The following is a 14,224-nucleotide window of genomic DNA, read 5'->3' as shown; positions in this document are numbered from 1 at the left end:
TCTGTATGATCAGAAAAGTGTCGTTTATTTTATTATGTATATACACGCCATTGTTGCTGTATTGGATGTTTTTCGGATTTGGAAGAGAGTATGACCCTCAATCAGCTTATCGGTATAATATCGTTCCTTTTCATACGATTACTGATTTTGCTTTGATGCGAGTAGGTGGGCGGATCGATCAGTGGATTAATTTATTCGGAAATATTGCTGTCTTTGTTCCGTTTGGAGTATGTATTCCTTTGCTAAAGTCATATACTTGGCGGGCATTTATGATTCGCTTTGCATTAGGTATTCTCATTATCGAAATTGTACAGATGATCAGTAAACGTGGAACATTTGATATCGATGATCTGATTCTAAATTCGATCGGGGCAACGATAGGTTGGTGTCTATGGCATTATATATCTACGTTTAGACAAAGATCATTATAAAGAAAAGCATCCTGCTTGATAACAGGATGCTTTTTTAATTCATAATATATAGTTTTGTAAAGTTGCCTATGATGTAGCCTATTTAGATAGAAACGGGTTGATTCCCTGTGTTCGTGGGCTTACGGAACATAAAGTAATATAACAACGAAGAGATCGTATACAATACGCCTGTGATACTAAACGCAATCGCATAACCCCAATACGTTCCATAGCTAGTGACTAGATACGATTGTACAGGTCCCATACTTGCCCAACCTAACATAAATACGGTCTGCATTAATGAATTGGCGATGCTGCGTCTTTTGTCAGACACACGATCTACCATGATAGAAGATTGCAAAGGATTTGCCGCATTCATCAGTGCTTGTCGGAACAAAAAGCTAATTGAAGCGATAATCAATACATTTGTAAATCCGGTTAACAATAAGAACGGTAACGATAGCAATTGAAACACAACCACCGCTCGTACTGGACCTATTCGTGCTGCCAACGAAGGGCCGAGTAACATCGATACAATCGTCATTAATTGTCCTAACGAAATCAATATACTCATTGAAGTTAACGAAACTGCGAATCGATTGGTGAAATACAAATTTAAGTAAGGCACGACTAACCCTGAACCTAATCCTGTTAATAACTGAGCGAGTAGAAAGCGACTGATAAATACAGTATCTGAATGAGCAGTCGATGGAACAGATTTAGTCGCAGTCGAGACGGCTATTGGTTCAGGTTCGGCTTGCTTGGTCTCTAGTATTTTAACTTCAAGTGGAGCAGGTGCCGCAGATGAAGCATTTTCCCGAATCATCGCCATAGGGATAAAAGCAGCTAAAGTCGCTATACTCCCCAGTAAAAGCACTAACTGTAGACTTAATATGTACGTGAGTCCTGTAAATTGTAGAATATCGGCAAGCACACCACCGCCTGTATTACCCAGTACCTGAGCTGCAAGTGTAAGACAAGCCAGATAACTGAACATTCGTAGACGCTTGGATTTCTCTACATTTTCAGCCAAAAAAGGAATAGCCATGACTTGAAAAATAGAAGCAAATATTCCCGAACATACAGCTAAAACTAATAAACTTTGTTCATTCATCGCAAAAGATCTACCGATAAAAAATAGACCACTGGTCAAAGCACCCAGCACTAGTAACTTTTTACGGCTGAATCGATCGCCCATTAATCCGACAGGTATAAATAAAATAGCAGTAGCTAAGGATTGAATACTAATAATACGTCCGTTCATCACATCGGGGTAACCTAACCCTTGAATATACAAATTGTAGAGTACACTGAACATCCCTGTACCTATTTGATAAAATAAATTAGCCCAGAAAAATAACCGCACATTGTGCGGCCAACTACGTATTTCGTTCCAGATCGATATCAGTACACGCACGTCATATGCCTCCCCTGTTGGATGTATCTGCAATCAACCTTCGTAGTATAACAGTTTGTTGTTGATTTATAAAGGGAAAGAGCCGGATACATCCATACTTACAGTAGAAGCTTACGAATAACGAAGTAGATTTCTCTCAATTTCTTTGCTAATCTGATAAATTAAAAAAGGAGCACCGATAATAACGGTGATCGGCATCACCGAAATATCAAAAATCGGATCAATCGTATGCGATAAAATATCCAATCCAAGAATCAATACTGCACCATAAATCGATGACCCTAGAATCAACCAGCGAATCGGCGGTTGATGAAAGAAAAAGCGCAATATACTTGGAATAATAATGCCCACCAGTCCAAGCGGCCCAGCTAACATCGTCGATATGCCTGTCATCAGAATCACCATCAGCATACAAATGATCGTTGCCCAACTTAATGAAAAGAAACGAGTTGTTGTTGAGCGGGATGGTACACGTAGTGAAAGTAACCAGCAGATTACTATTGCGCCTACAGTGACAGGTAACAGCACCCAGATGGTAAAGCGTGGGTCACCTAATATAGTAGGATTCACCAGATGATCGATATAATCAATAGTAGAATAAGAAGAATATATAATCATAGAGATCACTGTAATTAAGAAGACAGCTGCGATTCCGCCACTGATCTGGCGTAATGATTTTACTTTCCATGGAAGTAGATTGCCGATACTATAAGCTACGAATCCACCTATAGCTGCGCCTGCAATCGCCCAGATCATAATCATCCACTGACTTAGTGAAGGTAGAAAGATAATAATAATGCATAATGCTAGCGCTGTTCCTTGAGTCAAGCCCATAGTGGAAGGAGAAGTCATTGTGTTACGCGAAATATACTGCATGACTGTGCCGGATACGGCTAGACAAGCTCCTACAAGAATACAGCCTAATGTACGAAAAAGTGATCCAGTTTGTGAATACATGTGTTCTCTGTTGATCCTTACTGAAAAATAACATTCAATGATCACTAAAATAACTCCAATAATCAGTACCATCATCATATAATGAGGTACATGCTTAGGAGTTACAGAAGTAGTAGGAATCGCTGTCGAGCGAGACATAAAAAAATTCACTCCTTTATGAGATTGAGTATTTGTGCCAATCTAAATTATGTAAGTGCTACATGATCCATCTGATAAAACGTCTATCTATAGATGCTATTTTGTAGAGTACCTTATCTATTATCGGAAAGAAGATTGTTATTTTTCACTGTTTGAGCAAAAATTTACATAATTGATGAAAATGAGCTATGAAATGCAAAGTAATACAGCTTTTATATGGTAAACTTTGTTAATATGAAAAAGAAGGATAAGGTGAAAGAGTTAATTTGCAGACAGGTGGGATAAAACAGTGAATACAATCAAATCACAAGAGCAAATTATAAATATGATCGTCACATGGGCAGAACAGACAACCAATATTCGTGCTGTTGTTTTGGCAGGTACACATGGTAATGATCAAGTTCATAGTAATCCGTTAGCAACCTATCATATTCAATGTATAGTGAATGAACTGAATACAATGATCTGGCAAGAAGAATGGTTGCATACATTCGGAGAACCGTTGACTACATTACAACATATTCGTCATCATTCGGTGACTGGAGCGGTTGCTTGTACTCAGAATGTATTGTATACCGATGGTATCGAAATCGAATTTCAAATCTATCCTGTGAGTGAATGGGAGAATCAGATCGACAATGAATCTGCTTTCACTACACCGATATACCAAGTATTGCTGGATAAAGATCATCGTATACAACATTCAATCGTGGTACTTAATCAACAGTCTGTACGTCTAAATAAACCTGCACGGCAAGAATATGAACAGATTCAGCATGAATTTTGGTGGTATTGTATGCAAACAGCCAAAAGCCTTTTGCAACAAGAATTGCTTGTCGCTAAATATCAGTTGGATCATATTCTACGAACTCGTTATCTTGAAAAAATGTTAGATTGGTATGCAGGTAGTCAGCATGAGTGGGATGTGATGTATCATCATGATCGGGCTGGATATCGACAACAGCTAGAACCTGAATTAGCGCAAGCATTAGCACAAACGTATGCAGGCAATCTGTTAGATGATAACTGGCAAAGCTTGCTTCAGATGACAAAGCTATTCCGTAATCTATCGGTATATGTAGCAGAAGTGACAGGCTACGAATATGATCATGAGCAAGATCAGCGCATGATTCACTATTTGCATCAACTTCAAAACCAATAAGTTTCTATCTGTATGATGAATCAATATAGAACACAAAAAGACTGCATCCCAAGATTACTGAGGACGCAGTCTTTTTGTTATTTAGCGTAATGTTTGTTGAACTGTACCTGATCCATTAGATACCTGAATATGAGTACTAGCCCCATTAATTAACGTAAGTTGCGGAGGAATATGTCCAATATCTACATTATAAATCACAGGAATCTGTTGTTCTCCGAATACAGCTTGTAATGCATCTTGAATTTCGAAATTTTTGACAGGTGTATAGCCAGCTGGTCTACCGATCAGCACACCACGTGTATGCTGGAACCAACCCGCTTGATTCATTTGCCAGAGATGACGATAAATATCACCCGCATTCATTTCACAACTTTCCAGATACCAGATAAATCCTTCTTCTTGATCATAATGTTGGATAAAATCAGTCACAGGAGCCCATGGTGTACCGATCAGTGGAGTAAGCACATCCATACAACCACCTATCAATCGACCTGACAATTCAAGAGAAGATTCTGGTTGATCTTCTTGTCCGAGAATCTTCCATTCTGTAGGCGTATCCAGATTGAAATTAGGCTTCGAATAATCGCTATGCGTCTGATGATACGTAGAAGATGATTGCTCGACGCTTTGTCCTGATGCAGCAGATAAAAGATCCTGCCAGCGAATCGTTAGATTATCATCCGCTCCTGAAATATCAACCACTCCAGGTCCATGAGCTGATGCATATCCTGTCATCATCGTATACGTAAAGGTTAAAGTGCTAATATCTGAAAATCCTAGAATCCATGTAGGTGAGGCTTGACGAATCTTTTCCCAATTTAATAAGGGCAAAATATCCATTAGAAATTCGCCACCCCATGGAGGAATAATGGCTTTGATCTTATCATCAAGCAGGAATTGCTCTAACTCGGCTGCCCGTTGTTCTTTAGGTAAGCTTACACATTTATCATTAGTCCATACACTGCTACCGACACGTGTCTGATACCCTAATTGATGCAGATACGCTGTAGACCGGTGTATTAAATGATGAATCTCTGGTTCTAACCCACTGGATGGAGCAATAATACCGATAAGATCGCCTGCTTGTAAAGGTGCAGGATAGATGATGTGCGAAGCATACAAATCTGAATGATGGGTCATAATGATTTAACCTCCCGACGGTTCTGAATACGATGGTAGTTACACGAAATATAGAGTATGCCTATCTTCATTATATGCGATAACTAGCAAAAGGTTCTCCATTCTTGTTTGAACGGCTCATTTCATCTAATCGAGCATCGACTTCATCACTAATGACATAGTCTAAGCTATGCAGATTACTTTCCAATTGATCTGCATGTGTAGCGCCTACAATGACTGTAGCAACAGCAGGACGTTTAAGTAACCATGCTAAGGCAAGCGTTGTAGGTTCAGTGGAACGATTTTGTGCATACAGTCGTAATACTTCACCTAGATTGAGACGTTGGGTATTAAAAAAGCGCTGGAAAGAAGGATCTGTATCTGCACGCGAACCTGAAGGAGAAGGTTGCTTATCTGAATATTTACCAGTAAGAATACCACCAGCAAGAGGGAAATAAGGAATAATGCCTAACCCTTGATCCAAACATAAAGGAACCACTTCTTGCTCGGGTGTACGATCTGCTAAAGAGTATGAGGTCTGAAGTGATACATACCGATTGAGATTGAATTGGTCACTGATACTTAATGCTTTCATCAATTCCCATGCCGCATAATTCGAAGCGCCGATATACCTTACTTTACCTGAACGTACCATATCATCTAGTGTACGCAATGTTTCTTCTAATGGAGTATATGGATCGAACGTATGAATTTGATACAGATCTACATAATCGGTCTGCAACCGTTTGAGACTTTGATCCAATTCGCGTTCAAGATGATAGCGAGAAGAACCACGATCATTAGGGCCCTCACCCATTGGAAGACCAGCTTTGGTCGTTAATACCACTTGTTGACGTTTACCACCTTGTAGACCTTGACCAATAATGCGTTCTGAAGCTGTGCCTGCATAGATATTAGCGGTATCAATAAAATTAATTCCCCGATCTATAGCAGTATGTAAAATACGAATCGATGTTTCTTGATCTGCACGTTTGCCAAAAGAATTGGTGCCTAGACCCAGTTCAGACACTTTTAATCCACTTTTTCCAAGGTTACGATAGTTCATAGGTATACTCCTTTATGTGATTTATTCTTAGATGTATCGATGTGGTGAGTAATCGAGCATGAAGTACAAATAAAGTCTGTAACCGTACCCTTGACGATTATTTTACTTATTATACCAAGCGAATAGAGTAGCGTTGTCCGGGTTCAGATCGTACATCTACAGGGGTATTGAAAAAAGAACTGAGTTGCTTGGATTCCACCATCGCTGTTGTATCACCTGAAGCAAATACCGCTCCATCACGAATCAATAATGTTTTGTTAAAGCAAGGCATGATTTCTTCGATATGATGCGTAACATAGAGTAATGTAGGCGCATGATCTTGCATCGCTATCGATTGTATCCGATGCAGTAATTGATCACGTGAAAAAATATCAAGCCCTGTACAAGGTTCATCCAAAATCAGCAATTCTGGCGACGCCATCAAAGCTCTAGCAATCAGAATACGTTGCCGCTCTCCTTGAGATAAGGTATCATAAGTGCGTCCTACTAGCCTTTCGGCATCCAATTGCTTCATAATAGATAAAGCTTGTGCATGATCTTGTTCTTCGATCTGATCGTAAATACCAATCGAAGCAAATTTGCCACTAAGCACAATGTTCTCTGCTTTCTCATGACCATGTAATCGTTGTTGCATCGATGTACTGACCCAGCCGATTTTTTTTCGATGTTCTCGCAGATCGACAGCACCAAATTGTTCATCAAGCACGTTAATACTACCTGTTGTCGGCCAAATGTAACCATTTACCATATTCAGTAATGTGGTTTTGCCCGAACCGTTGAGACCGAGTAAGCACCAATGTTCTCCGGGCTGTACTTGCCAGGAAATATCGTTGATAATCGTAGTCTGATCTCTGCGCCAGCTGGCGTGTTGTATATCAATAATCATATCGCTCACTCCTCATAAGTTTGGAAATTATTATAGCATTAAATGATTTATACATTGAAATTAATCAGAGAAGGAGACTACATAATATGTCATTTATAAACCATTCTAGTAAAGATGGAATCATCGGATTGTTAGTTGGAGACGCTGTAGGTGTCCCTTACGAATTTTTGGATCGTTCAATCATAGCTCGTCAGCCTGCTGTAGATATGATCGGTTATGGTACTCATCAACAACCAGCAGGGACGTGGTCAGACGATGGTGCATTGACGGTCGCATTATTAGTTAGTCTTGTTCACCATCCACAATTGGATACGATCGATTTGGGAAGACGTTTTATTCAGTGGTATCGTCAAGGGCTCTGGGGTGCACACTATGAAGTATTTGATATTGGGATTGCGACCCGAAAAGCCATTGCACTTATAGAAAAAGATCCGAACTATCCAGAACAAGCAGGAGGTCATGACGAGTATAGCAATGGGAATGGATCATTGATGCGTATTCTGCCTTTAATTTATAAATTAGTCGATCAAGATGCGAGTACACGTCTGGATTGGGTTACACGGGTATCTTCTTTAACGCATCGTCATCCTGTATCTATTCTTGGGAGTATTATTTATGTCGAAATAGGTATCCAGTTGTTACAAGCTTCTTCACCGATGACAATCAAAGATGGCTATCAAAAGGCTTGTCAGATCATTAATAGTGAATATGCCGATTATCCAGAAATAGAACGGTATCAGCGCTTACTTAGTGGCTCGATCGATCAGTTTCCTATAGAAGAAATCTCTTCAAGCGGATATGTAGTGCACACATTAGAAGCCAGTATATGGGTACTTCTGCATACTTCAAATTATCGAGATGCGGTATTACAAGCAGTGAATCTAGGTGAAGATACCGATACAACAGCCGCTGTAGCAGGAGGACTGGCTGGAATACATTACGGTTATGATCAGATTCCTAGCGATTGGATCAAGCAATTGGCTCGATTGGAAGAAATGCTAGAGTACTGTGAACAATTTGACCAGCAAGGAGAATCATAATGAATCAGAATTACAATATCTGGGGTACCAAAGTATGGACAGGCAAACTAGTTATGTTGATCACGTTATTGATCGCTACAGGGTTTTGTGTAGCACTAGGTATTCATTTACGAGATTATACAGGGCGAGATATTTACCGTTATCTAAACTGGGACATTTTTCTAGGCTGGGTTCCGATTGGTCTAGCGTTGTGTATAGATGTATTGGTCAAGTTACGTCAGTCTTGGATCAAAAATATATTGGTGATTGGAGCAGGAATTGTCTGGTTATTGTTTTATCCCAATTCAGTATATCTGGTAACAGACACATTGCATCCGTTTGTTCATTTTGAAGTTCCATCAGGACAACGCTTTTTATTTCATTTGGAATTCTGGTATCATCTGTTTTTATTTTTTGTCGCGGCTATATTAGGATTGGGATTAGGTACGTATTCATTGTCTTCGATACAGCAATTAGTGAGTGAACGTTATGGTGTTGTACGTTCGTGGATATTTGCGCATATTGTTCTGATTCTAAGCAGTATCGGTATCTATATTGGACGGTTTATTCGTTGGAATAGTTGGAATGCGATAACACATCCCAAGTCAATCTGGAAAGATGTGATAGACATTGTGACTGATCCGGTGCAATTACATTTTATGTTTGTTTTTACAGCAATGATCTGGGTGATTAGCCTGATCGGGTATTTTATGATGCGTGGCGGAATGTTTATGACAAGGCGAGGATGAAGCAGGATGTATCGATATAATTTATTTACTAAGATGGTCATGTTAATTGTGATTATGCTGATTCCTATTATGATTCTGTATATCTACTCTAACCGTACAACAACAGAAGTACTCAGCCGGGAACTGAATCAATCGAATATTAATCAATTGAACTTTTTTCAGACACAGGTTAATACCAACATCGAATTATTATCATCATGGCCGAATTTGTTAATTCATGATCCGGATATTGTGAGTTTTAATGATATTTATTTACAAAATGGATATCTAAATCTTGATGCGATCACATTGGTCAAGCGTATTCAAGGTAAATTAGCGATTCAAGAAAGTTCATCGAACTGGCGAAGTCATTTGTCGATCTATTCGCCAAGCCTGATGCGGTTAGTTACAGATAACGATATGAAAGACTATCGTATCAGTCAAGCTCAACGTTGGGCGAAGCCCGGCTGGCAAGTCACTTCATTACATGATAATAACAGAACCACATTCAATTTCTCATGGACAACCATTTCTCCGTATACTGCCAATACTCCAGATTTGCGAGATGCAAGTACCGTGATACGGGTGGAATTTGATAGTAGTAATATTCAAGATATGCTTGATAAATTCAAAAGTGATGGTCGACGTGATCCTTTTTACTATAATCCAGAACTGGGTGTCGTCTATAATCGTTCAGCTGATCATGTCTTAACAGATGAATTGATCGGTCATCTTAGAGAAAAGCCATTACAAGCTTTAGAAAGTCGCACGATTGAGATCGCGGATCAACAGTACATGGTGAATGCTGTTCGATCTGAAGTAACCGGTTGGTACATGGTAGACTATATTCCTTTGGACGATGTGTTACAGCCGATCCATAATTCGAATCGATTATTTTATTTGTCGATGATCGCTCTGTTATTAATGAGCTGTCTGGCTTCTTATCTTCTATACGCACAGGTACAGGTTCCGATTCGTCAGTTGATTGCTGGATTTGATCGGTTAAAGCAAGAAGATTATTCGGTACGTATACGACCGAAAGGTAGAAGTGAATTTGCTTATCTATCGATTCGCTTTAACTCAATGGTGGCGCAGATCCAATCTCTATTTGAAAATGTGTATATGGAGAAAATTCATGTGCGTGAAGCGAGGCTGAAGCAGCTACAGTCACAGATTAATCCGCACTTTTTTTACAATTGCTTTTCATTTATTACCAGTATGGCGAAGCTGAATAACCAGCAAGCCGTTATTGCGATGTCCAAAAATTTGTCTCAATATTATCGATATACAACCCGTCAAGAACGTGATCTGGTTCCGATGACAGAAGAAATTGATTTTGTCCAAAATTATTTGAAAATTCAGCAGATGCGTATGTCCAGATTGAATTATAATATTCATTTGTCAGAAAATATCAAACACATTCTGATTCCACCGCTGATTGTACAACCACTTGTTGAAAATGCAGTGATTCATGGCATTGAGCGGTATTCGTCAGCAGGGTTAATCACTATTCATGGTTGGTGTGATGAAGAACAGTGGTTTTTGAGCGTAGAAGATGATGGAAAAGGAATGGAACCTGAAGCTTTAGCACATCTACAGCAGAGTCTATCCGAACCATTAGGCGAAGAAATGGGCTGTGGACTATGGAATGTACATCAACGATTAACATTGCGTTTTGGCGAGCAATCTGGGGTGCATTTGTCACCATCTGAATTAGGTGGACTTAAAGTGACTCTCAGTTGGACGCAAAATAAAGGAACTAACATTCAGGAGTGAACCGTTAATTATGAACATTTTACTTGTCGATGATGAATCTTATGTTACAGAAAGCTTAGAACTCACGATTCCATGGACAGAATTAGGGATAGAAGACGTGTATCGTGCAGATTCAGTAGATCAAGCACTGACAACGTTAAAAAAATATGATATTGATGTCGTAGTGACTGATATCCGTATGCCTGATCGGGATGGACTCGAGTTACTGGCTGAAATCGGAAATACATGGCCACATATTCGTACACTGGTGTTAACTGGTTATTCTGATTTTGAATATGCACAGAAAGCGATTCGTCTCAAAGCAGGCGATTATATTCTCAAGCCTGTTGATGATGATCCATTTATGGAAAGTATTCGTCGTGTAGTGAATGAGATTGAAGCCGAGTGGGGACAGACAGATAAATATAATCAGCTGGCTTATCAGCGTCAATCGGAGCTTGAGTTGTTGCGAGATGGTCTGCTAAATGATCTACTGCTTGGCAGAGAAGCTTCTGATCGTAGTATGTTATCTCGCTTAGAAACGTATGATATTCAGATTAAGCCAAATCATACAGCGCAGATGTTATTTGTTCCTCCAGGGTCATACACCCAAGATCAGACAGAAGAAGCAATTCGATTGTTAGAATATGCGATTGGGAATATTACAAATGAGATTCTAGGTGCGCATGGAGGAGTCTGGTTAGGGAGAGCACCACAAGGAGGTTTGGTGATCTTATGGCAGTATGATGCTCAGATCTACTCGGGTTATAAGCTACACATACGTGAACTAAGAGATAGCGTACATCGTTATTTGAAAACGAATTTGTCTTTCTGGGTTAGTGATCCTTTTGTATTCCCGGCAGAAATGTCATCGACCTATCGTCATATGATGCGTTTTGCCCATCTGGCTTATGCAGCAGCAGAACAAGGCATTCATTTTATTCAAGAACAGCATCAACCGTTAGAACGTCCATCTGCTATGAAATTTATGGAATCGCTCTACAAACCGCCAGCGCTTATTCATCTGTTAGAATCTGCACAATGGAATGCCGCTAAGCAAAAGGTCGATCAAGTGCTTGATACGATGGAGTCCTTACCCTTAACCCATGAACATTTGTATGAAGTCTATCTGGCAGTGAGTAATGCACTGGTGTATATGGCACATCATCATGGCTACAAATTAGCAGCTTCGGATTCAGGAGGATTAGACCCTTTTTCAGCGCAACAGATTACAGGTTCACTCAGCAAGCTTCGTCTATGGTGTAATAGTGTGCTGACCCGGATTGAACTGCAAGGAACACCTTCAGCATTAGAACCAAGTCGTAGCCGCATTGTGAAGCAAGTGCAAGAAATGGTCGCTGAAAGTCTAGGGCAAGATGTATCGGTCAAAACGATTGCAGATCGTGTATTTCTTCATCCCGTGTATTTGTCTAAAATCTATAAAACAGAAACAGGTGAAGGACTGGGCGATTATATTATTCGGATTCGGATGGAAAAAGCATTATATATGCTCAAACACACCAATAGCAAAATTTATGAGATTACCGCAGCGTTAGGTTATCAAAACCCCCAATACTTTAGCAAATTGTTCAAAAAACATTACGGAATGACTCCAAATGAGTTCCGTGAAACATAAATGATTGCAAAAGGTGCAGGAATGTTATATTCGTGACATAGGCGATTGATGTTCTTGCACCTATACTTAAGAAGTAAGCAAGAAGCAACATACAATATGAACGAACGTGAGAACTAATAAGCTTGAATGTAGAATAAGGGGGAGCAACATGGGAATCAAGAAAACAGCAACAATCGTCATGAGTACACTACTTGTAGCGGCAAGCCTAGCAGGATGCGGAGGCGGAAAAGAAAGCGCACCTGCGGCGGTCAATACTGAAAACGTATACAAAGAGAAATACGATCCTCCAGTAACGATCACCACAGTGTGGGGAGTAGATCCAACCTTACAATTTAAAAATGGAGAATCTGCTGAAAATAATGTAGCAACCAAATGGGCAAAAGATAAATTCGGTATTGATGTCAAATCACTCTGGTCTGTAACCGATACGAACGGTGCATTTGCAACGAAAGTCAGATTGGCAATGTCTTCAGGACAAGAAATGCCAGATGTCGTGACAATCGGTGATACGGATTCGCAACTTGCACAAGATTTGATCGATTCTGGTATGTATAGCGAAGTTGGACCGTTGTTCGACAAATACGCTTCAGATACGTGGAAAAAGGCAATGTCTGAAGATGCTAATGTATGGAATCCTTATATCCGTGATGGTAAAAAAATGGGTATTCCTGTACTTGATTATGCATACAACCATGATTATGTATTGTGGATTCGTCAAGATTGGTTAACCAAGCTAAATATGAAAGCGCCTACTACTATGGATGAGCTAGAAAAAGTAATGGAAGCTTTCAAAAACAATAATCCAGATGGATTAGCACCAGATAAAGTAATTCCACTCAGTATCGGATTCAAATCTTCTATGAACACATGGATGGGTGATCCTTCGTGGATCTTCGGAGCTTATGGAACGATTCCTCAACAATGGAATCTTGGTTCTGATGGTACATTGCAATACGGTTCGATCCAACCTGGTATGAAAGAAGGTCTGGTGAAGATCAAAGAATGGTTTGATAAAGGATACATTCCGAAAGAAGCAGCACTATGGGATGAAAATAAAACTTCTGAACCAGCAGTTGCAGGTACAGCAGGTATTTTGCCAGGACCTTACTGGATGAGCGGATGGCCGTTACAAGATACTGTGAAAAACGTTCCAAGTGCAGTATGGAAACCCATCACGATCCCTGTTGGACCGAATGGCAAAGCGATGCGTCATGGTACAACAACAACGAACGGCGTAACATTGATCAATAAAAACATGAAACATCCTGAAGCATTCTTTACGTACCAAAACTATATGTTTGATCAATTGGCTAATCCTTCAGCAAATAGTGAATTTGATAAAGGTTTATTCAAAGGATATGACTACGATGTCGATTCTTCAGGCAAATTGTTGACAGGCGAAAATATCCCGGGTGGTTATGTGAACAGTGTACGTTACTTGTTAGTTCGTGATGGCGCACGTATTCCTAATGCTCAAATGGATGCTTTGATTAAATTAGCAGATGGTGGTAAAGCAGAGACTCGTCTAGAACGTGATATTCAAAATAACTATGGGCCTTTGACACCGGAAGCGGCTAAAGTATTGATGTCTCAGAAAGACAGTTCTTATCCAAATATGTTTACAGGTCCAACAACACAAAGCATGAAAACAAAAATGGACTATTTGAACAAAATCGAGAGTCAAACTTTTAATGAAATCATTTACGGTAAATCACCTATCGATTCATTTGATACTTTTGTACAGACATGGAAAACGTCAGGTGGAGACGAAGTAACCAAAGAAGTAAATGACTGGTATAAGAGCGTTCATAAATAATCTTAAGTAATACATTAAGAATGATCGAAATGCAATAAAAGGATATGAGAAAATAACGACTCTATCCAGAGTCGTTATTTTCTTCCTATCTACTAATTACAACCATAACAGTAAG

Annotated in this window: 12 protein-coding genes; 7 read left to right on the top strand and 5 right to left on the bottom strand. The window is 39.6% G+C overall.

The genetic code is table 11. From position 1 onward, the window contains the following. Nucleotides 1-5: 5 nt before the first annotated feature. Nucleotides 6-431, top strand: a complete 426-nt coding sequence (locus RCP16_RS09015) for a VanZ family protein (RefSeq protein ID WP_308642231.1) — start codon at nucleotides 6-8, stop codon at nucleotides 429-431. An 82-nt stretch (nucleotides 432-513) separates the two neighbouring features. Here the strand turns inward: RCP16_RS09015 and RCP16_RS09010 are convergent, their stop codons facing one another. Together RCP16_RS09010 and RCP16_RS09005 are read right to left on the bottom strand one after the other, a co-directional pair. Then, on the bottom strand, nucleotides 514-1,827 hold the full coding sequence (locus tag RCP16_RS09010; protein ID WP_069328441.1) for an MFS transporter: 1,314 nt from the start codon (nucleotides 1,825-1,827) through the stop codon (nucleotides 514-516). 111 nt (nucleotides 1,828-1,938) lie between these two features. Continuing rightward, nucleotides 1,939-2,922, bottom strand: coding sequence for a FecCD family ABC transporter permease (locus RCP16_RS09005; RefSeq protein WP_308642230.1), 984 nt, complete (start codon nucleotides 2,920-2,922; stop codon nucleotides 1,939-1,941). 289 nt (nucleotides 2,923-3,211) lie between these two features. Here RCP16_RS09005 and RCP16_RS09000 point away from each other — a divergent pair, with 289 nt between their 5' ends. Then, nucleotides 3,212-4,084: an aminoglycoside 6-adenylyltransferase gene (locus RCP16_RS09000; protein ID WP_137225091.1), complete on the top strand. Its 873-nt coding sequence runs from the start codon at nucleotides 3,212-3,214 to the stop codon at nucleotides 4,082-4,084. An 81-nt stretch (nucleotides 4,085-4,165) separates the two neighbouring features. Here the strand turns inward: RCP16_RS09000 and RCP16_RS08995 are convergent, their stop codons facing one another. The 3 genes from RCP16_RS08995 to RCP16_RS08985 form a co-directional block, all read right to left on the bottom strand. After that, nucleotides 4,166-5,224, bottom strand: a complete 1,059-nt coding sequence (locus RCP16_RS08995; RefSeq protein ID WP_308642229.1) for a S66 family peptidase — start codon at nucleotides 5,222-5,224, stop codon at nucleotides 4,166-4,168. 70 nt (nucleotides 5,225-5,294) lie between these two features. Beyond that, nucleotides 5,295-6,269 carry an aldo/keto reductase gene (locus RCP16_RS08990; protein ID WP_308642228.1) on the bottom strand — a complete coding sequence of 325 codons (975 nt, stop codon included), beginning with the start codon at nucleotides 6,267-6,269 and terminating at the stop codon, nucleotides 5,295-5,297. 109 nt (nucleotides 6,270-6,378) lie between these two features. Then, the gene (locus RCP16_RS08985) at nucleotides 6,379-7,155 is read right to left on the bottom strand and encodes an ABC transporter ATP-binding protein (protein ID WP_308642227.1); all 777 of its coding nucleotides are present in this window, start codon (nucleotides 7,153-7,155) and stop codon (nucleotides 6,379-6,381) included. Between the two features lie 86 nt (nucleotides 7,156-7,241). Here RCP16_RS08985 and RCP16_RS08980 point away from each other — a divergent pair, with 86 nt between their 5' ends. The 5 genes from RCP16_RS08980 to RCP16_RS08960 all read left to right on the top strand — a co-directional run bounded on the left by RCP16_RS08980 (nucleotide 7,242) and on the right by RCP16_RS08960 (nucleotide 14,109). Continuing rightward, nucleotides 7,242-8,195, top strand: coding sequence for an ADP-ribosylglycohydrolase family protein (locus tag RCP16_RS08980; RefSeq protein WP_308642226.1), 954 nt, complete (start codon nucleotides 7,242-7,244; stop codon nucleotides 8,193-8,195). Further along, nucleotides 8,195-8,923, top strand: a complete 729-nt coding sequence (locus RCP16_RS08975; protein ID WP_308642225.1) for a DUF1361 domain-containing protein — start codon at nucleotides 8,195-8,197, stop codon at nucleotides 8,921-8,923. Before RCP16_RS08980 ends, RCP16_RS08975 begins: the two co-directional genes overlap by 1 nt. A 33-nt stretch (nucleotides 8,924-8,956) precedes the next feature. Continuing rightward, the gene (locus tag RCP16_RS08970; protein ID WP_308642224.1) at nucleotides 8,957-10,678 is read left to right on the top strand and encodes a sensor histidine kinase; all 1,722 of its coding nucleotides are present in this window, start codon (nucleotides 8,957-8,959) and stop codon (nucleotides 10,676-10,678) included. A gap of 10 nt (nucleotides 10,679-10,688) precedes the next feature. Beyond that, complete coding sequence (locus RCP16_RS08965; protein ID WP_308642223.1) at nucleotides 10,689-12,293, top strand: response regulator; 1,605 nt, start codon at nucleotides 10,689-10,691, stop codon at nucleotides 12,291-12,293. 148 nt (nucleotides 12,294-12,441) lie between these two features. Next, entirely contained in the window at nucleotides 12,442-14,109 is a 1,668-nt protein-coding gene (locus RCP16_RS08960; protein ID WP_069328431.1) for a type 2 periplasmic-binding domain-containing protein, read from the top strand. Nucleotides 14,110-14,224 lie beyond the last annotated feature (115 nt).

Source organism: Paenibacillus nuruki (assembly GCF_963311185.1).
GTDB lineage: Bacteria > Bacillota > Bacilli > Paenibacillales > Paenibacillaceae > Saccharibacillus > Saccharibacillus nuruki.
The sequence above is the reverse complement of the archived record's forward strand: the minus strand, read 5'-3'. Positions and strand labels throughout refer to the sequence as shown.